The sequence below is a fragment of the Thiohalorhabdus sp. genome (genome assembly GCF_036628635.1).
In the GTDB taxonomy this organism is placed as follows: domain Bacteria; phylum Pseudomonadota; class Gammaproteobacteria; order Thiohalorhabdales; family Thiohalorhabdaceae; genus Thiohalorhabdus.
This window is the reverse complement of sequence record NZ_JAZKRM010000005.1, coordinates 47,635-71,452: the sequence shown is the minus strand read 5'-3', so window position 1 is coordinate 71,452 and position 23,818 is coordinate 47,635. Positions and strand designations below refer to the sequence as shown.

The 23,818-nt window shown below is 66.3% G+C and carries 24 protein-coding genes; 6 read left to right on the top strand and 18 right to left on the bottom strand.

Translation table 11 applies throughout. The annotated features are described in order from the left end of the window. Window positions 1–4: 4 nt before the first annotated feature. The 9 genes from rapZ to V5A19_RS03120 all read right to left on the bottom strand — a co-directional run bounded on the left by rapZ (window position 5) and on the right by V5A19_RS03120 (window position 7,728). Complete coding sequence (gene rapZ / locus V5A19_RS03160) at window positions 5–898, bottom strand: RNase adapter RapZ (RefSeq protein WP_332318172.1); 894 nt, start codon at window positions 896–898, stop codon at window positions 5–7. Next, window positions 889–1,857: an HPr(Ser) kinase/phosphatase gene (gene hprK, locus V5A19_RS03155; RefSeq protein WP_332318173.1), complete on the bottom strand. Its 969-nt coding sequence runs from the start codon at window positions 1,855–1,857 to the stop codon at window positions 889–891. Before hprK ends, rapZ begins: the two co-directional genes overlap by 10 nt. Next, window positions 1,854–2,339 carry a PTS sugar transporter subunit IIA gene (locus V5A19_RS03150; RefSeq protein ID WP_332318174.1) on the bottom strand — a complete coding sequence of 162 codons (486 nt, stop codon included), beginning with the start codon at window positions 2,337–2,339 and terminating at the stop codon, window positions 1,854–1,856. Before V5A19_RS03150 ends, hprK begins: the two co-directional genes overlap by 4 nt. Window positions 2,340–2,900: 561 nt before the next feature. Further along, window positions 2,901–4,358 carry an RNA polymerase factor sigma-54 gene (locus V5A19_RS03145; RefSeq protein WP_332327701.1) on the bottom strand — a complete coding sequence of 486 codons (1,458 nt, stop codon included), beginning with the start codon at window positions 4,356–4,358 and terminating at the stop codon, window positions 2,901–2,903. A gap of 3 nt (window positions 4,359–4,361) precedes the next feature. Then, the gene (gene lptB, locus V5A19_RS03140; protein WP_332318176.1) at window positions 4,362–5,084 is read right to left on the bottom strand and encodes an LPS export ABC transporter ATP-binding protein; all 723 of its coding nucleotides are present in this window, start codon (window positions 5,082–5,084) and stop codon (window positions 4,362–4,364) included. Then, window positions 5,081–5,644 (bottom strand): lipopolysaccharide transport periplasmic protein LptA, encoded by a 564-nt coding sequence (gene lptA, locus V5A19_RS03135; protein WP_332318177.1) that lies wholly within the window; start codon window positions 5,642–5,644, stop codon window positions 5,081–5,083. Before lptA ends, lptB begins: the two co-directional genes overlap by 4 nt. Next, a complete protein-coding gene (gene lptC, locus V5A19_RS03130) occupies window positions 5,634–6,209 on the bottom strand; it encodes an LPS export ABC transporter periplasmic protein LptC (protein ID WP_332327700.1) in 576 nt (191 codons plus the stop codon). The genes lptA and lptC overlap by 11 nt, the downstream gene beginning before the upstream one ends. A gap of 5 nt (window positions 6,210–6,214) precedes the next feature. Further along, a complete protein-coding gene (locus V5A19_RS03125) occupies window positions 6,215–6,766 on the bottom strand; it encodes a KdsC family phosphatase (protein ID WP_332318179.1) in 552 nt (183 codons plus the stop codon). Next, window positions 6,763–7,728 (bottom strand): KpsF/GutQ family sugar-phosphate isomerase, encoded by a 966-nt coding sequence (locus tag V5A19_RS03120; RefSeq protein WP_332318180.1) that lies wholly within the window; start codon window positions 7,726–7,728, stop codon window positions 6,763–6,765. The genes V5A19_RS03125 and V5A19_RS03120 overlap by 4 nt, the downstream gene beginning before the upstream one ends. A gap of 111 nt (window positions 7,729–7,839) precedes the next feature. On the opposite strand from V5A19_RS03120, the gene folB reads away from it, so the two are divergent. Beyond that, on the top strand, window positions 7,840–8,202 hold the full coding sequence (gene folB, locus V5A19_RS03115) for a dihydroneopterin aldolase (RefSeq protein ID WP_332318181.1): 363 nt from the start codon (window positions 7,840–7,842) through the stop codon (window positions 8,200–8,202). Between the two features lie 4 nt (window positions 8,203–8,206). Then, window positions 8,207–8,701 (top strand): 2-amino-4-hydroxy-6-hydroxymethyldihydropteridine diphosphokinase, encoded by a 495-nt coding sequence (folK, locus tag V5A19_RS03110; protein WP_332318182.1) that lies wholly within the window; start codon window positions 8,207–8,209, stop codon window positions 8,699–8,701. A gap of 88 nt (window positions 8,702–8,789) precedes the next feature. Here folK and V5A19_RS03105 read toward each other — a convergent pair whose 3' ends face one another. Further along, the gene (locus V5A19_RS03105) at window positions 8,790–9,533 is read right to left on the bottom strand and encodes a pteridine reductase (RefSeq protein WP_332318183.1); all 744 of its coding nucleotides are present in this window, start codon (window positions 9,531–9,533) and stop codon (window positions 8,790–8,792) included. Window positions 9,534–9,636: 103 nt separating this feature from the next. Here V5A19_RS03105 and V5A19_RS03100 point away from each other — a divergent pair, with 103 nt between their 5' ends. Both V5A19_RS03100 and V5A19_RS03095 read left to right on the top strand, forming a co-directional pair. Beyond that, a complete protein-coding gene (locus V5A19_RS03100; RefSeq protein WP_332318184.1) occupies window positions 9,637–10,818 on the top strand; it encodes a class I SAM-dependent methyltransferase in 1,182 nt (393 codons plus the stop codon). Window positions 10,819–10,939: 121 nt separating this feature from the next. Then, window positions 10,940–11,734, top strand: a complete 795-nt coding sequence (locus V5A19_RS03095) for an undecaprenyl-diphosphate phosphatase (RefSeq protein WP_332318185.1) — start codon at window positions 10,940–10,942, stop codon at window positions 11,732–11,734. Window position 11,735: 1 nt separating this feature from the next. Here the strand turns inward: V5A19_RS03095 and V5A19_RS03090 are convergent, their stop codons facing one another. The 8 genes from V5A19_RS03090 to V5A19_RS03055 all read right to left on the bottom strand — a co-directional run bounded on the left by V5A19_RS03090 (window position 11,736) and on the right by V5A19_RS03055 (window position 20,731). Beyond that, on the bottom strand, window positions 11,736–12,473 hold the full coding sequence (locus V5A19_RS03090) for a MipA/OmpV family protein (RefSeq protein WP_332318186.1): 738 nt from the start codon (window positions 12,471–12,473) through the stop codon (window positions 11,736–11,738). 155 nt (window positions 12,474–12,628) lie between these two features. Beyond that, window positions 12,629–13,225, bottom strand: coding sequence for an SCO family protein (locus tag V5A19_RS03085; RefSeq protein WP_332318187.1), 597 nt, complete (start codon window positions 13,223–13,225; stop codon window positions 12,629–12,631). After that, entirely contained in the window at window positions 13,225–14,067 is an 843-nt protein-coding gene (locus V5A19_RS03080; RefSeq protein WP_332318188.1) for a cytochrome c oxidase assembly protein, read from the bottom strand. The genes V5A19_RS03085 and V5A19_RS03080 overlap by 1 nt, the downstream gene beginning before the upstream one ends. Before the next feature lie 134 nt (window positions 14,068–14,201). After that, on the bottom strand, window positions 14,202–14,417 hold the full coding sequence (locus tag V5A19_RS03075; RefSeq protein ID WP_332318189.1) for a YgaP family membrane protein: 216 nt from the start codon (window positions 14,415–14,417) through the stop codon (window positions 14,202–14,204). 22 nt (window positions 14,418–14,439) lie between these two features. Next, window positions 14,440–17,739: an efflux RND transporter permease subunit gene (locus tag V5A19_RS03070; protein ID WP_332318190.1), complete on the bottom strand. Its 3,300-nt coding sequence runs from the start codon at window positions 17,737–17,739 to the stop codon at window positions 14,440–14,442. A 34-nt stretch (window positions 17,740–17,773) separates the two neighbouring features. Continuing rightward, window positions 17,774–18,835: an efflux RND transporter periplasmic adaptor subunit gene (locus V5A19_RS03065; RefSeq protein ID WP_332318191.1), complete on the bottom strand. Its 1,062-nt coding sequence runs from the start codon at window positions 18,833–18,835 to the stop codon at window positions 17,774–17,776. 41 nt (window positions 18,836–18,876) lie between these two features. Then, window positions 18,877–20,226, bottom strand: a complete 1,350-nt coding sequence (locus V5A19_RS03060; protein WP_332318192.1) for a TolC family protein — start codon at window positions 20,224–20,226, stop codon at window positions 18,877–18,879. Window positions 20,227–20,407: 181 nt separating this feature from the next. Then, window positions 20,408–20,731 (bottom strand): ArsR/SmtB family transcription factor, encoded by a 324-nt coding sequence (locus tag V5A19_RS03055; RefSeq protein WP_332318193.1) that lies wholly within the window; start codon window positions 20,729–20,731, stop codon window positions 20,408–20,410. A gap of 288 nt (window positions 20,732–21,019) precedes the next feature. Here V5A19_RS03055 and gpmI point away from each other — a divergent pair, with 288 nt between their 5' ends. After that, the gene (gene gpmI / locus V5A19_RS03050) at window positions 21,020–22,594 is read left to right on the top strand and encodes a 2,3-bisphosphoglycerate-independent phosphoglycerate mutase (RefSeq protein ID WP_332318194.1); all 1,575 of its coding nucleotides are present in this window, start codon (window positions 21,020–21,022) and stop codon (window positions 22,592–22,594) included. Between the two features lie 14 nt (window positions 22,595–22,608). Then, window positions 22,609–23,787: a murein hydrolase activator EnvC family protein gene (locus V5A19_RS03045; protein ID WP_332318195.1), complete on the top strand. Its 1,179-nt coding sequence runs from the start codon at window positions 22,609–22,611 to the stop codon at window positions 23,785–23,787. Window positions 23,788–23,818 lie beyond the last annotated feature (31 nt).

The window sequence follows — 23,818 nt, the reverse complement described above, 5'->3', positions numbered from 1 at the left end:
GGGATCACTCGGCCACGTTCGGGTTCCGCCGCGCGTTGCCGCCGGCGAGCTCGCGGTGCCGGACCAGGACCTCGGGAAGTTGATCGCGGAAGCGCCGGGCCATCTCTTCCACGGCGTATACCGAGCGGTGGCGGCCACCGGTGCAGCCCACCGAGACCGTGAGATAACTGCGGGGCTCCTCGGCATAGGCGGGCAGCCAGCCGTTGAGCAGGTCCACCATCTCCCTCAGCCGTTCGGCCATTCCGGGCTGGGCTTCCAGGAATTCACGGACCGCCGTGTCGCGGCCGTTAAGATCAGCCAGCCCGGGCTCGTAGTTCGGATTGGGCAAAAAGCGTAGGTCGAACAGCAGATCGCTGTCCATCGGGACCCCGTGCTTGAAGCCGAAGGACTGGAACAGCACGGTCAGGGAGGCCGACGCCGCCTCCCCCCGGGCCAGGGCCTGGACCCGCCGGCGCAGGGTATGCACCGACAGGTCGCTGGTATCCACCACCCAGTCGGCGATTTCGGCCAGGGGGGCCAAATGCTCACGCTCGGCCGCGATGGCCTCGGGTAGGCTGCGCCCCGCCTCGGCCAGCGGATGGCGACGGCGGGTCTCGCTGAAGCGCCGAAGCAAGCTGGCCTCGTTGGCTTCCAAGAACAGGCCCCGCACCCGGATGCCGCCCTCCTGTTCCAGCTGCTCCAGAGCCCGGGGCAGACCCTCCAAGTGCGCCCGGGTTCGCACATCGATGCCTACGGCGGCGCCTGCTTCCGGCTGGGGGCCGCTGGCCAGGACCTGGCCCAGATCGCACAGCAGCTCCGAGGGCAGATTATCGACGCAGTAGAACCCCACGTCCTCCAGGGCGTGAATGGCGCTGGACTTGCCCGATCCCGAGATGCCGCTGACCACGATCAGTTCCATTCGCCGCCCCGATCGTCTTCCAACAGCTGCTTACGCAACCGTTCCCGGAAGTCCTGCTCGGGATCCACACCCTGGGTTTTCTGGAAGTGCCTCTGGACCGCTACCTCCACCATGACCGCCAGGTTGCGCCCCGGTGTCACCGGCAGGGTCACTCGTGGCATGGGGACGTCCAGGACGGATTGGGTGTCCTGCTCCTGCTGCAGGCGGTCGATCTGGGAAAGGTCGTCGCCGGCCACCCGTTTAAGGTGGATGATTAGGCGCAGGCGCTTGCTTGCCACCACGCTGGCTGGTCCGAACAGCTGCCGGATGTTGAGGATACCCAGGCCACGTACCTCGAGGTGATCCTTGAGCATCTCCGGCGAGCGGCCCACCAGCATGCCGGGCACCTCCTCGGCGAGCTCGGGGGCATCGTCGGCGATCAGGTGGTGGCCCCGGTTGACCAGCTCCAGCGCCACCTCGCTCTTGCCTACGCCGCTGGGGCCCGTGAGGAGAACGCCCAGGCCCATAACATCCAAAAAAACGCCGTGGACGGTGGTCCGTTCGGCCAGAACCCGGCTGAGGTAGTGGTGGAGGTGGTGGACCAGCTGAGGGCTGGACAGGCTGGAGCGCAGCAGTGGGGTGTTGTGGGCTTCGGCTACGTCGGTCAGCTCCCCGGGCAGCTCCAAGCGGTCGCGGTCGCTGACCACCAGCGCCGAAAGGCCCTTGGCGAACAGACCCTCCAAAGCGTTGCGGCGCTCTTCGGGCGCCATCTGGGCCAGAAAGGCGATCTCGGCCCGGCCGAAGACCTGAAGGCGGTTGGGGTAGACGAAGTCGAGCTGGCCCATAAGGGCCAGCGACGGCTTCTGGACCATCTCCGATTGGATCGGGTAGGCCCCTGCTTCGCGCGCGGCCACCCACTCCAGACCGACGGTGTCGGCCTGCGCCTCGTAGACCTCGTCGACGGTAATCGTGCCGCTCACTGCCCCGCCATTTCCTCGTCCTTAGCCACCAAAAGGTCGTAGAGCTCGTCTTCGGGGGACTGCAAGAGCCGTTCCCGCAAGGCCTGGTCGTCGAACATCTGCGCAAGCCGAGCCAGGACTTGGAGATGTTGTTCGTTCTCCTCGTCGGGAACCAGCAGGGCGAAAACCAGGGCCACTGGCTGGTCGTCGATGGCGTCAAAATCGGCCGACTCCGTCAAGCGGGCAAAGGCGCCCAGGGGTTGGTCCAAGCCCGCCATGCGCCCGTGGGGCAGGGCGACACCGTGGCCGATGGCAGTAGAGCCCAGGTTCTCCCGCCGCAGGAGGGTCTGGAACACCTCGCGTTCGTCCAGCTCGGGATGGCCGGACCGCAGCTGGGCGGCCAGCTGATCCAGGAGGCTCTTCTTGCTGGTAGCGGTCAGATCCGTGCGCACCCGCGCAGGGGTAAGCAGGTCGCGGAGGCGGATGGGCTCGTCACTGGCCATGGTGGCTTCTACCCCCGCTTTCTCGGCATCATTCGTTGCTTCCTGAGGTCGGTGCTGAGATGTCGCGCGCTTGGTGCGGGGGGTGATTCGTAGCCTCCCCGTGATGGCGGCGAGCTTGCCGGTCGATTTTGTCGCCCATGGCATCGATTGCCGCATACATGTCCCTGTTTTTCGGCATCGGCGTTGAGGGTTGGGCCGCTGGTGTTGAGGTTGATCCCGACGGGGTGCTGGGCGGCGCTGACGCGCTGCCGCGAAATTTTCCCGATTGGCGAGACGGAGCCGCGGTCGCCGCCGGAGCGCCGCCGCGAAATTTTCCCGATTGGCGAGACGGAGCCGCGGTGTTTGGCCGCCGAAAGCGTCACCGGCCCGTGCTGCCGGTCGTCCCGATGGAATTGGGCCCACTCCAGGGTGTCCGCCCCATACCTTCGGATAACCGCAGTTGCCGCTCGCGCGCCGCCACGTAATCTTTTGGATCGGCCGAACGGAGCCGCGGTTTCCTCGGTTTTTCTGCCGGACAGGGCCATTGCCAATTGGGGCTATCTCCTTGGCCGGAAACGGGGCTCAGCGTCGAGCCCGGCGTTTGCGCTGGCTCGAGGACGGGATGTCCAGGGCCTTGCGGTATTTGACCACCGTTCGACGGGCCACCTCATAGCCCTGCTCATTGAGGATTTCGGCCAGCCTGGCATCGCTGTAGGGCTTGGCTGGATCTTCATCGTCCACCAGCTTCTGGATCATGGCCCGGATGGCGGTTGCCGAGACCCCCTCGCCGTCGGTGGTGCCCAGCTGGCTGGAGAAGAAGTGCTTGAGCTCGAAGACCCCTTGCGGGGTGTGCATGTACTTCTGGGTGGTTACCCGCGACACCGTCGATTCGTGAAGCTCCACCGCCTCGGCGATGTCCCGAAGGACCATGGGACGCATGGCGGTGGGCCCGTGCTCCAGAAAACCTTGCTGGCGCTCCACGATGGCGGTGGCCACCTTGAGCAGGGTCTCGTTACGGCTGGCCAGGCTCTTGATGAACCAGCGCGCCTGCTGCAGGTGGTCGCGAACGTATTTCTGGGCCTCCCGGTCGGGTGCGTTCCTGGCCAAGTCCGCGTAGGCGGCGTTAACCCGCAGCCGGGGGATGGCCTCGGCGTTGAGCTCCACCTGCCAACGGTCTCCCTGATGGCGGACGATGACATCGGGCACCACGGTCGGTGCTGCCTCGCCGCCGATGACGGTACCGGGGCGCGGATTGAGGCTGCGGATAAGCGCCACCGACGCGTCGAGCTCGGCCTCATCGGCACCGATGGCCTTGGCCAGGGTCTTGTAGTCGTGCTGACCCAGGGCCTCCAGGTGGTTCCGAACGATAGCCCGGGCGGTGCCCAGCGCCTGGGTGTCCGCTGGCAGGAAGTCGAGCTGGGCCTCCAGGCACTCGGCCAGGTCCCGCGCCCCCACACCAACTGGATCCAGGTGCATGATCCAGACATGGACGGCGTGGACATCTTCCTCGTCCAGGCCCAGGGTTTCGGCGACCTCCGCCAGGGTGGCGGTCTGGTAGCCCTGGTCGTTGATGCTGGCTATCAGTCCCGAGGCAATGGCCCGGTCGGCGGCCGATAGCGGCGCCATGTGGACCTGCCACAGCAGGTGGTCGCTCAGGGTCTCGGGGGCTGAGCTGCGGGCCTCCAGGCTGGGCAGCTCATCGTCCTCGCCGCCGCCGGTACCGCCAAGGACCGGGTAGTCCGCTTCCACCCCCGCGTCCCAATCGGTATCGACGCCGTCCTCGGGTCCCTTGCTCTCGGTCTCCGGGGCCGTGGTGGTGTCGGTCACCTCCATAGAGGTGGTGGGCTCAGAGTCCACTTCGGCCTCGTCCTCGTCCTCGGTGCCGGGGGCCACCTCCTCGAGCAGGGGGTTTTCCTCGAGAGTCTCCTGGATCTCCTCCTCGAGCTCCAGACGGGACAACTGCAGCAGGTGGATAGCCTGCCGCAGCTGCGGGGTCATCTTGAGCTGCTGAGATACTTTGAGTTCTAGTGCTGGTTTCATGGCCTACAGGCTAAAGTGGTCGCCGAGGTAAACGCGGCGTACCCGTTCGTCACCAATGATATCGCCTGGCTCGCCGGAAGTCAGCACGCTTCCTTCGCTCAGGATGTAGGCGCGTTCGCAGATCCCCAAGGTCTCGCGCACATTGTGGTCGGTGATCAGGACCCCGATGCCGCGGCCCTGGAGGTGGTGGATGATGTGCTGGATATCGCGAACAGCCAGGGGATCCACTCCGGCAAAGGGCTCGTCGAGCAGGATGTATTTGGGGTCCGTGGTCAGGGCCCGAGCGATCTCGACCCGGCGTCGCTCGCCCCCGGAGAGGGACTGGCCGCTCTGCTGGCGCAGGTGACTGATGCCCAGCTCCTGGAGCAGCCCCTCCAGCCGCTCCTCCCGTTGGGCGCGGGTGAGCCTGAGGGTCTCGAGGATGGCCAGCAGGTTTTCCGCCACGTTCAGGCGGCGGAAGACCGAAGCCTCCTGGGGCAGATAGCCGATGCCCAGACGGGCCCGCCGGTACATGGGCAGGGCGGTGATGTCGCTGTGGTCCAGGTGGATTTGGCCGCTGTCGGGCCGGATTAGACCAACAATCATGTAGAAGCTGGTTGTCTTGCCGGCGCCGTTGGGGCCCAACAGCCCGACGATCTCGCCTGGCTCTAGGGCCAGATCCACACCCGATACAACCGCCTTGCCTCGATAGTGCTTGGACAGATTCTCGGCTTGGAGGGCGCTCATGGGCCGTTTTCGCCCTCGCTATTGTCACTTCCGCCTTCCGGCGGTTCGCCGGGCTGAAATACGGCCCGTGCCCGGCCTTCTTCGTCGTCACCCCCGAAGGCCTCGGTTCGGCGGGCGTCGAGGTAGTATCGGATGCGCGCTCCCTCAAGCCTACTGGGCCCTTCCTCCAGGTAGGCGTTCCCCTTCAGTAGCAGGGAGCGGTCGGCGGCCTCGTAGACGGCCTCCGAAGCCCGGCCGTGGCGCTCGTTCCGATCCATGGTTACCGGCTCGCCGTAGGCGTGGGCGCGCTTGATGCCGGTTTCGGTGTAGGTCACCACCAGGCGGTCGGCGTGAAGCGTCAGATCGCCCTTGGTGGCGACGACATCGCCCGTATAGACGGCCTTCTGATCCGCATCCCGGATGACCATCTCGTTGGATTCCACCACCAGCGGCGGTTCTTCGTCGGCTGACTGACGTGTCTGGTTGCCCGGGTCGCCCCCGGATCCCTGGGCGGCAGCGCCGGTCGCCAGGAGCAGGGCCGCCAGAACCGCATACCACCGGAAAAGGGTCTCAGGGTGCATCGTCGGGGCGCCTCCAGAAATTGGTGGTGACCTCGGTGTGGAGCTCCACTCGGCGGCTCCTGGTCCACAGCGTGGCGCCGATCCCGGTGGCCTCGCCGAAGTCGGCGGTGACGGTCACGGGGTCGCTCGTCTCGGCTCGATTGGCCTCGGGCAGGTAGTGGAGGGTATCGGTGGTCAGGCGGTAGGCTCCAGGCTCCACGACCACCACCTCATCCATCAGCGTGACCGCATTGTCGGCGTCGGCCACGCGGCCCCGCTGGGCGTCGGCGGTGAGGGGCGAGCCCTGCGAGCGCAGGACTTCCAGTCGAACGGGGCGGAGCCGGGTTACGCCAGGGCCCGGGTAATGGGCGGCGTAATCGGCTCGTAGCTGCCAGCGGCGCTCGCCGTCGCGTTGGCGCAGTTCTACCCCCCAGATCTCGGCGTCCATCTCCGGTGCTTCGCGGGCGCCGTCGCGTTCCTCCTTGTCCCCACCCTGCCAGAGGAGGGTCAGGGCCAAACCCAGGCCGAGGGCTAACAGGAGGGTGGCCAGAAGGGGGCGGGGGGAGGACCGGTTCTGGGGCTGCATGGCAGTTACGGGCCGGCCAGGTAGTCGGCTAGCAGGTCGTCCCAGTAGCCCTGCGTCTGCAGGAGTCGGTCGGCGATCTCACGCACCGCGCCGTGGCCACCGGCATGAGCCGTAGTCCAGTGGGCGCGTTCAAGCAAAGCGGGGTGGGCGTCGGCCACGGTCAGGGCTAGCCCGGTCCGCGTCATCACCGGCAAATCCACGATGTCGTCGCCGACCATGGCGGCCTCCTCCGGGGCGGCTTTCGCCGTGGCGAGCAGCTCGTCCAGTGCTTCGCCCTTGCGCTGGATGCCCTGGACTACGGGAGCAATGCCCAGCTCTTGGGCGCGGCGCTCCACCACCGCGGAGCGGCGCCCGGTGATAATGGCCACCCCGATCCCGTGGCGCTGCAGCAGCTTGATGCCGTGGCCGTCGCGCACGTTGAAGCGTTTGTACTCCCGGCCCTCGAAGTCCATGAAGATGCCGCCTGCTGTAAGGACGCCGTCAACGTCGAGGATCAGGAGACGAATACGGGCCAGCCGTGCCCGGAGTGCCTCGGGCGAGAGGGGCCCCAGGCTCATATGACCCCCGCGCGCAAGAAATCGTGCATATTAAGGGCGCCCACCACCCGGTTGCCTTCGGCCACCACCAAGAGGCCGTTGATGGACCGGTCCTCCATATACTGCAGGCCGCGAGCAGCCAGCTCGTCCGGCCCGATGGTGAAGGGATCGGGGGTCATGGCTTCGCCCGCGGTGACCTCGTGCAGGTCCATGGCCTCGTCCAGGGACCGGCGCAGGTCACCGTCGGTGATCACGCCCACTAAGCGTTCCTGGGCGTCCACCACCGCGGTCATGCCCAAACGCTTGGCGGTCATCTCCAGCAGGGCCTCCCGCATGGGGGCACTGCGGCGGACCTGGGGAATGCCGTCGCCGCTATGCATAAGGTCGCTTATGTGTAGAAGAAGCTGCTTGCCCAGGCTGCCACCTGGATGGAAGCGGGCGAAGTCCTCCGGTGTAAAGCCCCGCTCCTCCAGCAGCGACACCGCAAGGGCATCGCCGAGGGCTAGAGTGACGGTGGTGGAGGCTGTGGGTGCCAGATTCATGGGGCAGGCTTCGTTGGTCACGCTGATGTCCAGGATGGCGTCGGAGCGCTGGCCCAGTGTGGAATCGGCGCGCCCGACCATGGCGATGACTTTAGTGCCCAGGCGCTGCAAGAGCGGCAGCAAAGCCACCACCTCCTGGGTTTCCCCGGACGAGGAAATGGTCAGCACCACGTCCTGCCCGGTGATCATGCCCAGATCCCCGTGGCTGCCTTCGGCCGGGTGCATGAAGAACGAGGGGGTGCCGGTGCTGGCCAGGGTAGCGGCGATCTTGCGGCCGATCAGCCCGGACTTGCCCATTCCGGTGACCACCAGCCGACCCTTGGAGGCCAGGATGATCTGGACCGCTTCCTCGAAGGCGCCCTCCAGACGGGCCTCCGCCTCCTGCAGAGCTGCGGCCTCGACAGTTAGGGTGCGGCGGGCGTTATCCAGGACGCGGCTCATGCGCTGGAACCTGCTTGCGGCGAAGGCACCCCCGCCGTAGAGTGTCCCGGGCCCACACGGCTTTCGGTGGGTTTGCGCCCGATGCCTTGCCAGCCGGCCTGCGGGGAAGCCATGGATACGGTGTTCATCAATGACCTTCAGGTTGATGCGGTAATCGGAATTTTCGACTGGGAACGGCGCATTCGCCAAACCCTTTCGGTTGATCTTGAGGTGGCCACCGACTGCGCCGCCGCCGCGGCCACCGACGAGGTAGCCCAGGCGGTGGACTATAAGGCCCTGACTAAGCGGGTTGTGGCCTTCCTCCAGGAGAGCCAGTTCCAACTGGTGGAAACCGCCGCCGAACGGACCGCCGAGATGGTGCGCGCCGAGCTCGGTGTCCCCTGGGTCCGGCTGCGGTTGCATAAACCCGGCGCGCTGCGCGACGCCCGGGACGTGGGCGTGGCCATCGAGCGAGGCGAAAGGCCGCAGGAGTGACCGCGTGACGACGGCCTACGTGGGTATCGGCAGCAATGTTGCTCCCGCGGCTAATGTTCGCGCCGGGGTGGCCGCAATTAGAGAGACCTTCGACGGCGTCCGTTGTTCCACCGTCTACCAGACCGAGCCGGTCGGCTTCGATGGGCCGCCATTCTTCAACCTGGTGGTGGCGATCACCACGGCCCGGGATCTGGAAACGGTAATTGCGCAGCTGCGCGCCATCGAGGACCGCTTTGGCCGAAAGCGGCAGCGGGGCGACTCCTCCTTCGGCAGCCGCACCCTGGATCTCGACTTGCTCCTTTTCGGCGATACCGTCACCGACGACCCCGTGCCCCTGCCCCGACGCGACGTGGTGGCGTACGCCTTCGTCCTCGGTCCCCTCACCGAGCTGGCCCCAGAGACCCGCCATCCCGCCCTCGGCCGCACCTTCGCCGAACTATGGGCCGAATTTCCCGCTGAAGAGGCGGCCGGGATGAAGGCGGTGGACCTCAAGTTTTAAGTCTTGTGTGTTAAGGGCAGGAAAAGCCCAACCCTTTGACTTTAAAATTAAAACTGAAAACTTAAAGCTTAAAACTGAACACTGCCGCTCAGTACAGCAACCGCCCGCCCTCGATCCCCAGAACCTGCCCCGTAATATAGTCCGCCGTCGCCAGGAAGTGGACCGCCTCGGCGATGGGTGCGGTGCCGCTGGGATGGCCTAAGGCGGTGTGGCGCAGGACAAGCTCCTTGTCCTGCTCGGAAAGCCCCCTCTCCGGCCACAGGGCCGCCCCGGGGGCGACGGCGTTGACACGCACGTCGGGGCCCATCTCTTTGGCCAGGGTGCGGGTGAGCATGGCCACCCCGGCCTTGGAAACGGAATACACCGGATGGTGGGTGAGGGGGCGCTCGGCGTAAACGTCGGCCAGATTGATGATGCAGCCACTGCTCTGCCGCAGGTGGTCGAAGCCGGCCTGGGCCAGGAAGAAGGGCGCCTTGAGGTTGGTGGCCATGAGGTCGTCCCACTGGGCCTCAGTGACCTCGGCCACCGGGGTGGGGTAGAAGCGGGCGGCGTTGTTGACCAGGATGTCCAAGCCGCCAAGCGCGGCGGCCACGGAGTCCACCAGGGGGCCCAGGTCGGCGGTTTCCTCCAGGGCGCAGCCGAAGGCCCGGGCCTGGCCCTGCTCCTTGGCCTCCAGTTCCTCGGCCAGCGCCTCCGCCTCCACCTGGGAGCGATGGTAGTGGATGGCCACATCGGCTCCGGCGGCGTGCAGCTGTCGCGCCGTGGCCGCCCCCAGGCGGTGGGCGCCGCCGGTGACCAGCGCCACCCGGCCGGTGAGATCGCCGTCGCTCATCAATCAAGCCCCTTTGTGGCTGATCGGCCCTGACTGAGGTTCGCCGGCCGGGAATGCTAGTATACCGCCCGCCGCCATTTTCCCGAACCGTACCGGAACCCCCATGCCATACACCGACTCCGTCCTTCCCGAGCCCACTGAACCCGAGCGCGAGCGTGCCGAGGCGGTGGCGGCCGTCCTGCACGAGCGCATGGCGGATGCCGGGGGCGCCATTCCCTTCGACCAGTTCATGCGCATCGCCCTCTACGAGCCCGGCCTAGGCTACTACGTAAGCGGGCGGGAGGTCCTGGGCCGTGGCGGCGATTTCGTCACCGCCCCGGAGCTGACGCCCTTTTTCGGCTACACCGTGGCGGGGCAGGTGGTGGACCTGCTGGCTCGCGCCGGCGGTGGCGATGTTCTGGAGGCCGGCGCCGGCAGCGGGGCGCTGGCCATCCAGCTGCTGGCGGAGCTTGAGCGGCTGGGCAGTCTCCCCGAGCGCTACCGCATCCTGGAGGTGAGCCCCGACCTGCGCGACCGTCAGCGGCGGACCATCGAGCGGGCCCTGCCCCACCTGCTGGAGCGTGTGGAGTGGCTGGACGACTTCCCCGCCGAGGTCTGGGATGGTGTGGTGGTGGCCAACGAGCTGCTGGACAGCCTCCCGGTCCATCGGGTGCGGTTAACCGAAACCGGGGTCGATGAGCTTTACGTGACCCCCGAAGATGGCGGCTTTCAGTGGCAACAAGGGTCGGTTTCCGACCCGATCATCGCCGACCGGCTGGGCCTGGGCGCCAGCCTGCCGTCGGGGATGGAGACCGAGGTGGGTCTGGAGGCCCCGGCCTGGGCGGCCCGGGCGGGCGAGACCCTGCGCCTGGGTGGGGTGCTGTTCCTGGATTATGGCCATCCCGCCGCCGAACTCTACCATCCTGACCGTTACCACGGCACCCTCATGTGCCACTACCGCCACCGGGCCCACAATGATCCCTTCTTCTTGCCTGGGGTCCAGGACATTACTGCCCATGTGGACTTCTCGGCGGTGGCGACCGCCGCCCGGGCGGCCGGCCTGGAGGTGGCCGGCTTCGCCGGTCAGGCCCAGTTCCTGGTTAACCTGGGTCTCACCTATCGCGTCGAGGAGTACCTGGCGGCTGGCGGGGTCAGCGACGAGGAGCAGTTCCAGCTGGCCACCGCCCTCAAGCAGCTCACCCTCCCCCACGGCATGGGCGAGACCTTCAAGGCGCTACTGCTGACCCGGGGTGTGGAAGGGCCGTTCCCCGGATTCCGGCAGGGGGACCGGGCGGGGGTGCTTTGAATGGAAGTGTTCAGTTTTTCAGTATTCAGTTTTCAGTGAAAGCTCGGCCCAGGAGGAAATTGGCATTGGTCGAGGGTTTTGACGTTACTGACCACTTAAAACTGAACACTGAAAACTCCCCATGACCTACCTCCATGCCCTGATCCTCGCCCTGGTCCAGGGCATCACCGAATGGCTGCCCATCTCCAGCTCGGCGCATCTGATCCTGTTCCCCCGCCTGGTGGGCTGGTCGGATCAGGGGCTGGGGTTCGATGTGGCGGTGCACGCCGGATCGTTGGTCGCGGTTCTGATCTATTTCCGGGCCGAGCTCAACGCTATGGCCCGGGACTGGGCCCGCTCCTTGCTCACCCGGCGCCTTAACGGGGAGGCGGGATTGGCCTGGGCGGTGCTGCTGGGAACCATTCCGGTCGGCCTTGCCGGCCTGGCCTTCAAGGATGTGGTGGAGACGACCCTGCGCGACCCCCACGTCCTGGCCTGGGCCCTCATCGGCTTCGGGTTGTTGCTGTGGGCCGCGGACCGGTGGGGGCGGCGGCAGCGCAGCGAGCACCAGCTGACTTGGCGGGATGTGGCGATCATCGGCTGCGCCCAGGCCCTGGCCTTGATCCCCGGGACCTCGCGCTCGGGCATCACCATGACGGCGGGCCTGGGAGTGGGTTGGACCCGCGAGGCGGCCGCTCGCTTCTCCTTCCTGCTGGCGATCCCGGTGATCGTCCTCGCGGGCGGTCTGGACGCGGTGGAGGTCGCGAGGGACCGGGTGCATCAGCCCCTGGACGTGCTCGCTGTCGGCTTCGCCGCCAGCGGCGTTTCCGCCTACCTCTGCATCCGGGCGTTCCTGGCCTGGATCGCCCGCATCGGCATGACTCCTTTCGTCGCCTACCGTATCGTCCTGGGGATCCTTCTGTTAGCGGTGTTCTGAGCTAGCTGCCGAACGCCCGGGTTACCGCCAGCACGCCACTGTAGTCGGTGCGGGTGTCGACGATGGGGCTGTCGGTAATCCCCTCGTCCAGCCAGTAGTGCCGAACCAACGCGAATATCCCCCACTTTTTGCCCAGACGGACCCGGGTGCTGGCTCCCACGAATGGGTTGGTGGCTGCTTTCCCGGTGTAGGCTTGGCGGCCCGCTCGGGCCTCATCCGAGCGAACGCCGGAATAGTAATTGACGAAATCGCGACTCTGCCACTGGATCCCCGCTGCAGGCTTCACGGTAACCATTGGCCCGCCTAGCCGAACGCTGGCCTCGGCGGTCACTACCTGGCCGCTGTGGCGCCCGAGAAGGTCGGTAACTGCGCGCAGCCCCGCTTCCCAACGACCTTTCTGGAGCTGCCCGCGGAAACCGGCCTCTGCCGTGCGGCGTCGGCTCGTCATTCCAGCAAGAGCGGCGCTGTCGTTGGCCGTAAAGTTCTGGAGGCGCGGCTGGCCCACGGCGTTCACGGTTAGGGGGCCGATCTTGGTGAGTCGGTAGCCTGCCTCCAGGCCGCGCAGGTAGAAGCGGTCGAGCTCCAGATTGACGAAGGGCACCACGGTTAACGGTGCTTCGTCGACGCCGGTGTAGGGAGAGGGCGAGGCCACCGCCCCCAGGCCCGCCGTCACCGGGGGTGGGGACCGTTCGGGCTGGGCGGCGCCAGGGAATGCCACGGCTAAAAGCCCCATGGCCATGGCCACTTCCGCCACAATCCGATGGTAACGTCCTGACCAACGCCCTCGGCCGCTGCCTTTTTGCAGGGGGGGCGGGTCAGGGGATAAAGGACGCATGGCAGTGCTGCCCCAAAGAGAGGAGATCCGGCTCCTACCAAAGATTCGCCGCCGCCCCACTAGGTATCGGCCAGGAGGCGGCTAAGGTCGGAGGCGATGGCCTCGGCATCGTCGTCGGGTCGGGCGACCAGGCGCGGCCGACCCTCCCGGTCGAAGACGAACAGGGCCGAGCTGTGGGCCACCAGATAGTCGCCGTCGGCGTCCGGCTTGTCGCGGTTATAGACCACCCGGTAGCGGCGGGTTAGGTCTTTGAGCTGGCTCGGTTTGCCGCGCAGGCCCACGAACTGCGGGCCGAAGGCGTTGACGTAGCGGCTCAGGGCGCCCCGGGTGTCCCGTTCCGGGTCGACGGTGACGAACAGCACCGTGACCTGACTCGCCTCATTGTTCAGCTGCCCCAGGGCACTGCGGACGGTGGCCAGGGTGGTGGGGCAGACGTCGGGGCAGTGGGTGTAGCCGAAATACATCAGCACCGGCCCGCCCCGGAAGTCCTCGCCTGTGGCTGCCTCACCGGTATGATCGGTGAGCGTGAAGGTCAACTCGGGCATGAGTCCGGTAATGTTGGTTAGCCGCCAGCCGTCCTGCTCGGGGGCGCAGCCGACGATCAGGAAAGCGGCAAGGGCGGCGACGGCCCCACGCAGAGCGTGCACTGTCCTCATCAGCCCGTCCCCGTTTGAGCAGCCGGTCCGGTGTCGCTATGGCGCAGCCACATGCGTAGCACGATCAAAGCGGCAATGACGCTCATCATGCTCGCCGGGATCCAGGTCAGCAGGCCACCCAGCTGCTGATCCACCAGCGGCGGCAGCGGCCAAGCCCGGCCGCAGATGTCGTAGACCTCGAACAGCACCTCTTTGCTGAGACCGATATAGGCCCCGAGCAGGATCTGCGGCGGCATCACCCCCCACACCATGATCATGCGCACGCCGAAGCCGAGGCCGCCGTTGGTTGGCGAGCGGGGGTCCAGGATGAGCCACCAGAACAGCAGGCCCTCCACCAGGACACTCCAGTTCATGGCGTTGTAGTAGGGGACGCTGAGCATGGCCGCGAAGTGGACCGAGGGTATCAGCCAGAAATAGATGATGCCCACAAACAGCAGCGGCGCCACTACCGGATGCTGGATCAGGCGGTAGGGGATCTGGACGGCGGGATGGTGCCATAGCGGCCGGAGCCAGCCATCGAGCAGGCGGCCGGGTACAGCCCGGGCCATGACCGTGTGCGGCAGGGCCAGGACCATGAGGATGGGACCCAGGTGGTGGAGGACCAGGTGCTGACCGCGATGGACCCAGAACATGTGCTGGGCCAGGTAGTCCAGCTGGGTTTGGAGCACGGTGTAGGTGAGTCCGAGCCCCAGCCAGAAGGACAAACCCCGCCACCAGCCTACGGGCTCGCCGGCTCGGCGGGCAGCCCCTTGGCCCCGGCCGAACAGGATCCCGACCAGCAGGGTCACTGCCAGCACGGTGGGGTAGAAATCGTAGGGGCTTAAAAAGCGGATTGGCTCCAAGATCGGCATCCCCGCCGGGTTCTAGGCAGCTTGGCCCGAGGCCGGGACCAAAGCAATCTTTTCCGGCGGCTGAGACAGAGGGCCGGGCACGGGGATTCCCCCATTATGGGCTTCCCGCGGGCCGCTTCGAAGCCTCAAGCCTGGCTTGCGCCTCGCTCGCCACACCCCGGCAGGCCCATCCGGTGCAGGATCTTCTCCAGCGGGCAAAACCGAGTGAAACCGCTCTGCAGCAGGTTGGCGCCCACGAAGGCGGTGAGCACCAGCCACAAGTGGCTGTGGTAGAGCACCAGCAGGATTGAGATCAAGACGACGGCGCCGGCGAAGCTGCGGACCACGCGCTCGCTATTCATGGGGAGCCCTCCTTGCGGGCGATTAGGTGGCTTCGCCGCCGCCGGCGTCGATGACGCGCTCGAGGCGGTGGCGCATGAAGGCGTAGTACATCACCGGGATCACCACCAGGGTCAGCAGGGTAGCGGCGGCGATGCCGAACAGCAGGCTGATGGCCAGCCCCTGGAAGATGGGGTCGAACAGGATCACGAAGGCCCCCACCATGGCCGCCGCGGCGGTGAGCACGATGGGCCGCAGGCGAACTGCCCCCGAGCGGATTACCGCCTCCTTGAAGGCGACGCCGCCTGCGGTCTCGATGTTGATGAAGTCCACCAGCAGGATGGAGTTGCGCACGATGATGCCGCCCAGGGCGATCATTCCGATCATGGAGGTAGCCGTGAAATGGGCCCCGAACAGGGCATGGCCCGGCATGACACCGATCACTGTCAGCGGGATGGGGACCATGATGATGATCGGCGTCAGGTAGGAGCGGAACTGGCCCACGATCAGCAGGTAGATCAACACCAAGCCAACGGCGTAGGCGGCGCCCATGTCCCGGAAGGTCTCGTAGGTGACCTGGGACTCGCCGTCCCATTTCATGGCGTTCTTGTACTCGTAGGGCGGTTGTTGGGTGAAGAACTGGGGCAAGGTGTAGCCCTGATCGATCTCGGTGCCCCGCAGGTCCGACCAGATCTCATATAGCCCGTAGAGGGGGCTGTCGTTGGCCCCCGCCTTATCGCCGGTGACGTAAACCACCGGTTTGAGGTTCTTGTGATAGATGGTCTGGTCGCGGCTGGTTTCCATGGGAGTAACCAGTTCCGACAGTGGCACCAGCCGGCCCTCGCGCGATTGCACCCGCATGCCCAGCAGGTCCTCGATGCGCGCCTTTTCCTCCTCCGGCAGCTCGGCGCGGACCAGCAGCGGGTACTTCTCGCTGGGTCGGTGGAGGGCGGAGATGTCTTCCCCCTTCAGCGCCATGTGGATGGCCTGGACGATGCGGCGTTCGGAGACCCCGGCACGGGCGGCCTTCTCCTTGTCCACTAACAGCCGGGTCTTGGGCGCATCTGCTTCCACGGTGGAGTCGACGTCGGTGACGCCCTCCACCGCCTCGAAGCGCTTCCGGACCTGCTTGGCAACGTCTATCTGGCCCTCATAGGAGGGGCCGTAGATCTCGGCCACCAGCGGTGCCTGAACCGGCGGTCCAGGCGGCACCTCCACCACCTTGACGTTGGCGCCAAAGCGCTCGCCGATGCGGTGCAGGTCGCTGCGGATGGCCATGGCGATTTCGTGGCTAGCCCGTTCCCGGTCCTCCTTGTGGGCCAGGTTGACCTGGATGTCGGCCATGTGGTCGGCGCTGCGCAGGTAGTACTGGCGCACCAGGCCGTTAAAGTTGATCGGCGAGTGGGTGCCCACGTACTCCTGATAGTCGGTGACCTCGGGCACCGTGGCCAGGTAATCGCCCAGCGCCTGGGTCGCGCGGGCCGTGGTTTCCAGGGCGGTCCCTTCGGGCATGTCCACCACCACTTGGAGCTCGGACTTGTTGTCGAAGGGCAGCATCTTGAGGGTCACCGCCTGGAAGTAGGTCAGCGACAGGGCCCCTCCCATGAGCATGATCACCACGGCGAACATGCCCCACCGCATGGCTCGGCTGTCGAAAAACGGCGTCAGGAACCAGCGGTAGAACCGGAAAGTCCAGCCTTCCTCCGGGTGGCGGTCGGGCCCGCCCTGGTCGAGGTGGTGGCCCTCGTCGGGTATCTCTTGATCGCTGTCTTGGCCCTCACTGCTTTGGCTGCGGCGAAGCAGAAGGTAGGCCATCCATGGGGTTATGACGAACGCCACCACCAGGGAGAAGAACATGGCGAAGGAGGCATTGATGGGTATGGGGCTCATGTAGGGCCCCATCAGCCCGGTAACGAAGGCCATGGGCAGCAGCGCGGCGATCACCGTGAAGGTGGCCAGGATGGTGGGGCTGCCCACCTCGTCGACGGCGAAGGGCGTGGCCTCCTCAAGCGATCGCTCGCCGAGCATGTGGTGGCGGTGGATGTTCTCCACCACCACGATGGCATCGTCCACCAGGATGCCGATGGAAAAGATCAGGGCGAACAGCGACACCCGGTTGATGGTGAAGCCCCACATGTAGGAGGCGAACAGGGTCAGCCCCAGGGTTATGGGGATCACCACCAGCACCACGCCGGCTTCCTTGCGGCCGAGGGTGAGGCCGATAAAGATCACCACCGAAATGGTGGCAAGGGCCAGGTGGAACAGCAGTTCGTTGGCCTTGTGGTTGGCGGTGTAGCCGTAATCGCGGGTGACCGAGTAGTTGATACCTTCGGGCACCACATGGCCCTCGACCTGCTCGAAGCGCGCCTCCACCGCGTCGGCCACATTCACCGCGTTGGTGCCCTTTTTCTTGGCCACCGCCACGGTCACCGCCGGCGCCCGCCGGCCGGACTCCAGGCCCTTGTGGGCGGCCCCGGCTCCGGTTCCCATCCAGACGTAGTGGTCGGGCTCCTCCGGGCCCTCGGAAATCTCGGCGATGTCCTTGAGATACACCGGGGCCTGGTCGGCCACCCCCACCACCAGGTTCTGCACCTCCGCCACCGAATTGAGGAAGCTGCCCGTCTGAACCAGCACCGATTCATTGCCCCGAGTCAGCTCGCCCGAGGGCAGCGAGCGGTTGGAGACCTTCAGGGCATCACGTATGGCGCCGGGGCTGATGCCGAACTCGGCCATCTTGTCCGGCTGCATGAGCACCCGCACAGTGCGCTGCGGCCCGCCCAGGGTGTAGATATCGGCGGTGTTGGGGACCTTCTTGAGCTCGTGCTCAACCGCATGGCCGGCCTGGCGCAGCTCGTAGCCGGTGAACCGGCTATCTGCCTCGGGGAAAAGGGTCAGGGTGATGACGGGGACGTCATTGATGCTCTTGGGCTTGACGATCGGCTCGCCCACCCCCGCCTCCGGCGGCGCCCAGTCGCGGTTGGCCATGACTTTGTTGTAGGTCTTGACCAGGGCGTCGGTGCGATCCGAGCCCACCTCGAAGCGCACCGTGATCACCGCCATGCCGGGCTTGGAGGCCGAATAGACGTACTTGGCCCCTTTGATCTCGGTCATTACCTGCTCGGCCGGGGTGGCTACCAGGGACTCCACCTCCTCCGCCGAGGCACCGGGGAAGGGGATGAAGATGTCCACCAGAGGCACCTTGATCTGAGGCTCCTCCTCGCGCGGCGTCATGATCACTGCCAGGCCCCCCGCCAGCAGGGCGAGCAGCCCGAGCAGGGGAGTCAGGCGGGCGCGCATGAACTTGGCGGCGATGCGTCCGGCGATGCCGTGGGTCTGCTCGGCCATGGGGCTCGTCCTTATCCCGGGGCGCTAGTAACCGCTAATGGGCGGATTCGGAGGGTGTTTGCGAAGCGACTTGGCGTTCCTTGAGGTGACGCAGGGCCTGCTCGGGCTCCAGGGCGATGCGCTCGCCCGCCTCCAGACCGGCGAGTACCTCCCGGCCCTGGGGTTTGGCCTCGCCCAGCTCCACCAAGCGGAAGCTCACTCGCCCGTCCGCCACCACATAGACGCCGGTGATCTCGCTGCGCCGGACGATGGCTCGCTCCGGTACCATCAGGCTCTGGAAGGTGCCCAGGTGGAATTCGGCGCGCCCGAACATGCCCGCCGAGGCCGGAGCGGCTTGCGGCAGGCGCAGGCGCACCTGGAAGGTGTGGGTCTGTTCGTCGCCCTGGGGCACGATGGTGATGCGCTTGGCATCGAAGCGCCGATCCAGGGCGGGGACGTGGATGGTGGCCGGGCCGTCGCCCATGAGGTCCGGGATGCGGCTCTCCTGGACCCGGGCCATCAGGCGTAGACGGGCCGAGTCGAGCACGCTGATCAATGGCGTGCCGGGCTGGGCCAGCTCACCGCTATCGATGTGCTTGGCCACGACCACGCCGTCGAAGGGAGCCCGGATGGTAGTCTTGGCCAGCCGGATTTCCAGCTTGCGGATCTCGGCCTGTGCCTGGCTGCGGCGGGCCTCGGCCTGATCCAGGGCGGCGGTAGCTTGGTCCATTTGTTGCTCGGAGGCCGAGTCTTGCTCGTACAGGTTCTTGGTCCGCTGGAAGGATTGGCGGGCTTCCTGGAGTCGGGCTTCGGCGGCCGCCAGAGAGGCCTGGGCCACCTCCATCCGGGCCTTGAGGTCGGCATCATCCAAGCGCACCAGGACCGCCCCGCTGTCTACCGTGTCTCCCACATCAAAAGGCAGCCCCTGCACGGTGCCGCTGACCTCGGCCGAGAGGCGGGCCCGGTTGCGCGCCTCGATGGTTCCTGGGGCCGTGCGGATTCGATCCACCGCCTCCGGTTCAACGGTGGTGGTTTCGAAGCGGACGGCCTGCTCGGCCGGGGCCGCGGGTGCGGTGATTAGGCCGAGGCCGGCGAGGGCAATGACAAGCCTGTGCATGGGGGGTACTCCTGTAGCCGTTGGCAGGCCGGGGCGGGGCTTCAGTCGGCCTTCGCCTGCAGCCTTTCGAGAACCGGGACGCGGCCCACCGCCCGCTGGAGCTGGGCATGGCTGAGCCGCAGGTCATAGATCGCGGCAAGCCGGCGCAAACGGGCCTGACGGCGATCCGCTTCGGCGTCCAGGACCTCAGTGATGGTGGTGGCGCCTTGCTCGTAGCGGTTGGCGTTGGTGCGCAAGCTCTCACGGGCGCTGTCCACGGCGTGGCGGACCGTCTCCAGGCGCCGGCGGGCGTTGACCAGGTTGAGCTTGGCCTCCTTCACGGCCAGGCGGCTCTTGCGCATGGTATCGGTGAGGCGGGCCCCCGCGGCGAACTGCTCGGCGGTAGCTGCGTCACGGCTGGCCCAGCGGCCGCTTCCGAAAAGCCGCCAGCGCATCTGCAGCCCCACTAGCCAGCTTTGATCGGCCACCTCGTCGCGATGGTCCTCAAGCCGGGCCTCCAGATTCAGTTGCGGCAGGAGCTCGGCACTGGCAGCGTCCACCTGGGCCCGCGCCTCCTCCAGACTGGCGCGCTGGCGGGCGATTTCCGGGCGCTGGGCCAGGGCCTGCTCGGTCAGTGCCTCCAGGGAGGGCGATTTTTCGGGTAATCGGTCCTGAAGCTCGCCCTCCAGGTTCAAAGGGGTATCCAGGGCCCGGCCCAGCCGCTCGTTGAGGGAGCTCTCGGCCAGGGCTAGGGCGTTTTTGCGCGCCAGCAGGCGTTCCTCCAGCTCACTGACCCGAGTGCGGGCCTGAAGCATGTCCGAGCGCAGGGCGGATCCGGCCTCGAAGCGATTTTCGGCCATGCGCAGATGGCTGCGGGCGGCTTTCAGGGCCTCGCGGGTCACCTGGACCCGCGCCTGGCCCAGCTGGACCTTCAAAAAGGCTTTGGTGGCGGACAGGGCCACTTCCAGCCGGGTGCCCTGCAGGGCCTTGCTGGCCCGCTCCCGGCCCGAGCGGGCCTGAGCCACCTCGGCCCGGGTGGCCCCGCCCCGGTACAGCGGCTGGCGAACCGCCAGTGCCGAGCGGATGTCGGTGGTGGTGTCGGGGTCGTTCACCACATCAGTGCCAAAATCTTGTGGGGTCGCCGCGCCCTGGTTGATCTTGGTCCTAAAGGCCCGACCGGGGTTGTCAGTGGCGGTAGCGCCGATCTCCAGATCCACTTGCGGCAGATAGCCGCTGCGGGCGGCGTCCATTCTGTGGGCCGCGGCAGTGGACTGGTGGCGGCGGGCTTCCACCCGGTTGTTGTTTTCCAGGGCCTGCCGGACAGTGGCCTCCAAGTCCAGGGCCAGACTGGGGCCCGAGAGCATGGCGGTCACTACCGACAGGAGAGCGAGGAGGGGATAGTATTTTGGCATTTTATAAAATAACCAAATTCTAATTATGTTGGCCATAAATAAATCCGAGCGCCCTGCCCGGATGGTCGGATAGACGGGTGGCTGCATAGCTGGTGCTCCCAATGCGTAGGCCCCTTACCACAAGTTAGGAGGCCAACCTGGGACTGGAGCGAGTCGCCCCGATTTCACCAATCAGCCTACCCTATTGGCGGTCTTCCTCGAAGGGGCAGAATACCTCACGCATCAGGGAGATAAGCTTGAGGGTGCGGGGATCACCGACCCGGTAGTAAACCTTGTTGGCGTTCTTACGGGCTTTGAGGATGCCCTTGTCCCGCATGATGCCCAGGTGCTGGGAAATATTGCTCTGTGAGGTTCCCACCTCTTCCACGATCTCCTGAACGCTGAGCTCCTGGTCGTTCAGTGTGCACAGGACCTTGAGTCGCAGGGGATGGGACATCGCTTTCAGAGAGCGAGAGGCCTGCTCGATGTTCTCGTCGCCCTCGAGCAGGTTGTCTGTGGAGTCCATGGACCCTTCCTCCCCCAGTATTTTGGGACGTTTACCGATTAATAATAATATTATATACGGGAGTCAAGAGGCGCGCTAGGATATCGACTAGTCCCCGGGCCTCACAGGCGGGGTCGGTTTTGATAGAATTTAGAACCATTCCACCCTGCGCCCAACCCGGCGGGCGCGGTTAGGGTAGCCTGACACCTTTGAAGGGTGTTGGCGAATCCCGCGCCCGCCTCCTAATAAGGCCCCGGCGGGGTTCCGAGGCCGACAAACGATCCGCGGGTTGAGCAAGAGGGAAGCCTGATGGCGCTGCCGCATCGTCCCATGGTGCTGATGATTCTCGATGGCTGGGGCTACCGGGAAGACTCGGGATCCAATGCCGTCGCCGCCGCCCGTCTGCCCGTTCTGGATAGGCTCTGGAACGATTACCCCCACACCCTGATTCAGGCCTCCGCTGCCTCCGTGGGTCTGCCCTCCGGTCAGATGGGCAGCTCCGAGGTGGGCCATCTCAACATCGGTGCCGGCCGGGTAGTCTATCAGGAGTACGCCCGGGTTAACCGAGCCATCGAGGACGGCTCGTTCTACACCAACCACGAGCTTATCGCGGCCGTCGATGCCGCCAAGGAAAGCGGGGGCGCCGTCCATATCATGGGCCTGCTCTCCGACGGCGGCGTGCACAGCCACCAGTCCCATATCGAGGCCATGGTTAAGCTGGCGGTGGCGCAGGGGGCGCCCCGGGTCTTTGTGCATGCCTTCCTGGACGGCCGCGATACCGCGCCCCAGAGCGCCCACCGCTACATCAAGCGGCTCCACAAGCAAATGGCCGAGGTGGGTGGCGGCCGTATCGCCACCGTGATCGGCCGCTACTACGCCATGGACCGCGACCGCCGCTGGCAGCGGGTTCAAGAGGCCTACGACCTGCTCACCCAGGGCCAGGGACATGCCGCCCGCGGTGCCACCGAGGCGGTGGATAGGGCCTACGAGCGCGGCGAAAGCGACGAGTTCGTCCGGGCCACGGCTATTGTCGATGACCAGGGCGAGCCCATCGGCACCATCGGTGACGGCGACGCTCTGGTGTTCATGAACTTCCGCTCCGACCGCGCCCGTCAGATCACCCAGCCCTTCATCGAACCGCAATTCGACAAGTTCACCCGCGCAATGGTCCCGCAGCTGGCGCACTTCGTTTGCTTGACGGAGTACAACGACGCCTTCGATGTGCCTATTGCTTTTCCGCCACAGCGGCTCAAGAAGATCTTCGGCGAATATCTGGCCGAACGCGGTCTGCGCCAGCTACGCATCGCCGAGACCGAGAAATACGCCCACGTCACCTTCTTCTTCAACGGCGGCGAGGAAACCCCCTTCCCCGGAGAGGACCGCATTCTGATCCATTCGCCGCAGGTAGGCACCTACGACCAGGCGCCCGAGATGTCCGCCTATGAGCTCACCGACGAGGTAATCAAGGCCGTCGATGCCGGGACCTACGACGTCATTGTCATGAACTACGCCAACGCGGATATGGTAGGCCATAGCGGCGACTTCGATGCCACTGTGGAGGCCCTGGAGGTGGTGGACGACTGCGTCGGCCGGGTGGTGGAGTCGGTCCAGGCCCACGACGGCGAGCTGCTGGTCACCGCCGACCATGGCAACGCCGAGCAGATGGCTGACCCGGAAACCGGCAAGCCCCACACCGCTCATTCCACCAATCCTGTCCCCTTCATCTATGTCGGCTATCGCTCGGTGACCATGGCCGAAACCGGCGCCCTGGAAGATGTTGCCCCGACCCTGCTCCATCTCATGGAGCTGCCCCAGCCGGACGAGATGACCGGTCACGCCCTGGTCCGGCTCCGGTCCCCCGCCGAGCAGGCCCAGGGAGTGTGAGGCCGAAGGTGTGGATGCGGTTGGTGGCGGTGGGGGCATGCGCGCTTGCCGCGGTTCCGGTCGCCCCGCCTGCCCAGACCGACGCGGAAGAGCGCTTGCGCCAGAAGCAGCAGGAGCTTGAGCGGCTCAAGGAGACCGCGCGGGATCTGGCGGGCGAGCTGGAGCGCACCCGTTCGCGCCAGGCCAGCGCCCGGCAGGCGGTCTTCGATCTGGAAGAGGATATCGCCGCACTGCGCGAAAAGCGCCGGGCCAACCAGGATGAGCTGGGGGCGGTCCGCGACCGGCTTACCGAGCTCGAGGATCGCCGGGACCGCCTCCGGCGGCGAGTCGAGCATCAGCAGCAGCGTTTGGCCGCCTATCTGCGTGCCGCCCACCGCGCCGGTGATCACGGCTTCTTGCGCCAGCTCTTCGGGCACTCGGATCCCAGTGCGGTGGGACGTTCCCTGACCTACCTGGGGTATTTGCACCGTGCCCGGCGGGATCTGGTCGCCCAGCTACGCGCCGACCGCAAGCGCTTGGGCCAGGTAATGGCCGAGCTTAGGGATCAGCGCGACGAGGCCGAGCGCCTCGAGAAACGCCTGGCGTCCCAGAAGGCGGAGCTCGATCGCCGCCTTGCCGAACGTCAGGGGCTGCTAGAGGAGCTGTCGGAGCGTGCCGATCGCCAGAACCAGCGCCTTGCCGAGATCCGCTCCGACCAATCGGCCCTAAAGGAGGTGATTGAGCGCTTGCAAGCGCTTGGGCGGCAGGGCGTCCAGGTCGATGTCGACGACCAGTCGGTGACCGAGCTCAAGGGCGAGCTGGCCCTGCCGGTTGCCGGGGCGGAGATCCTTGCCCGTTATGGCGCCCCCCGCCAGCGCCAATCGCTTCAATGGCGGGGGCTGCTACTGGGCGCCGAGGCGGGCTCCAAGGTGCGCGCCGTATTTCGCGGCCGGGTGGCCTATGCCGAGCGCTTGCGCGGTTACGGCCTGCTCACCATCGTCGATCACGGCGACGGCCTGCTATCCCTGTATGCCCACAACCGCGCCCTGTATAAAGAGGTTGGGGAGTGGGTAAAAACCGGCGAGGCCTTGGGTGCCGTCGGCACTAGCGGCGGTCGTCGCCGGCCCGCTACCTACTTCGAGATTCGCCGAGACGGCCAGCCGGTTGACCCCCTGCGCTGGTGCCGCTCTCCGGGAGACAGCCGACAGGGGTGATTCTCGACGGTCATCCAAACCAAGCCATTGC

What these genes read in the sequence shown, in the direction of transcription:
- V5A19_RS03045 (WP_332318195.1), top strand. Translation starts at nt 22,609, where the DNA reads ATGCGGTTGGTGGCGGTGGGGGCATGCGCGCTTGCCGCGGTTCCGGTC.
- V5A19_RS03055 (WP_332318193.1), bottom strand. Translation starts at nt 20,731, where the DNA reads ATGGACTCCACAGACAACCTGCTCGAGGGCGACGAGAACATCGAGCAG.
- V5A19_RS03125 (WP_332318179.1), bottom strand. Translation starts at nt 6,766, where the DNA reads ATGAGCCTGGGGCCCCTCTCGCCCGAGGCACTCCGGGCACGGCTGGCC.
- V5A19_RS03085 (WP_332318187.1), bottom strand. Translation starts at nt 13,225, where the DNA reads ATGAGGACAGTGCACGCTCTGCGTGGGGCCGTCGCCGCCCTTGCCGCT.
- V5A19_RS03145 (WP_332327701.1), bottom strand. Translation starts at nt 4,358, where the DNA reads ATGAAACCAGCACTAGAACTCAAAGTATCTCAGCAGCTCAAGATGACC.
- V5A19_RS03070 (WP_332318190.1), bottom strand. Translation starts at nt 17,739, where the DNA reads ATGGCCGAGCAGACCCACGGCATCGCCGGACGCATCGCCGCCAAGTTC.
- V5A19_RS03120 (WP_332318180.1), bottom strand. Translation starts at nt 7,728, where the DNA reads ATGAGCCGCGTCCTGGATAACGCCCGCCGCACCCTAACTGTCGAGGCC.
- V5A19_RS03060 (WP_332318192.1), bottom strand. Translation starts at nt 20,226, where the DNA reads ATGCCAAAATACTATCCCCTCCTCGCTCTCCTGTCGGTAGTGACCGCC.
- lptA (WP_332318177.1), bottom strand. Translation starts at nt 5,644, where the DNA reads ATGCACCCTGAGACCCTTTTCCGGTGGTATGCGGTTCTGGCGGCCCTG.
- lptC (WP_332327700.1), bottom strand. Translation starts at nt 6,209, where the DNA reads ATGCAGCCCCAGAACCGGTCCTCCCCCCGCCCCCTTCTGGCCACCCTC.
- V5A19_RS03090 (WP_332318186.1), bottom strand. Translation starts at nt 12,473, where the DNA reads ATGGCCATGGGGCTTTTAGCCGTGGCATTCCCTGGCGCCGCCCAGCCC.
- gpmI (WP_332318194.1), top strand. Translation starts at nt 21,020, where the DNA reads ATGGCGCTGCCGCATCGTCCCATGGTGCTGATGATTCTCGATGGCTGG.
- V5A19_RS03100 (WP_332318184.1), top strand. Translation starts at nt 9,637, where the DNA reads ATGCCATACACCGACTCCGTCCTTCCCGAGCCCACTGAACCCGAGCGC.
- V5A19_RS03065 (WP_332318191.1), bottom strand. Translation starts at nt 18,835, where the DNA reads ATGCACAGGCTTGTCATTGCCCTCGCCGGCCTCGGCCTAATCACCGCA.
- lptB (WP_332318176.1), bottom strand. Translation starts at nt 5,084, where the DNA reads ATGAGCGCCCTCCAAGCCGAGAATCTGTCCAAGCACTATCGAGGCAAG.
- V5A19_RS03105 (WP_332318183.1), bottom strand. Translation starts at nt 9,533, where the DNA reads ATGAGCGACGGCGATCTCACCGGCCGGGTGGCGCTGGTCACCGGCGGC.
- folB (WP_332318181.1), top strand. Translation starts at nt 7,840, where the DNA reads ATGGATACGGTGTTCATCAATGACCTTCAGGTTGATGCGGTAATCGGA.
- V5A19_RS03095 (WP_332318185.1), top strand. Translation starts at nt 10,940, where the DNA reads ATGACCTACCTCCATGCCCTGATCCTCGCCCTGGTCCAGGGCATCACC.
- rapZ (WP_332318172.1), bottom strand. Translation starts at nt 898, where the DNA reads ATGGAACTGATCGTGGTCAGCGGCATCTCGGGATCGGGCAAGTCCAGC.
- V5A19_RS03075 (WP_332318189.1), bottom strand. Translation starts at nt 14,417, where the DNA reads ATGAATAGCGAGCGCGTGGTCCGCAGCTTCGCCGGCGCCGTCGTCTTG.
- V5A19_RS03150 (WP_332318174.1), bottom strand. Translation starts at nt 2,339, where the DNA reads ATGGCCAGTGACGAGCCCATCCGCCTCCGCGACCTGCTTACCCCTGCG.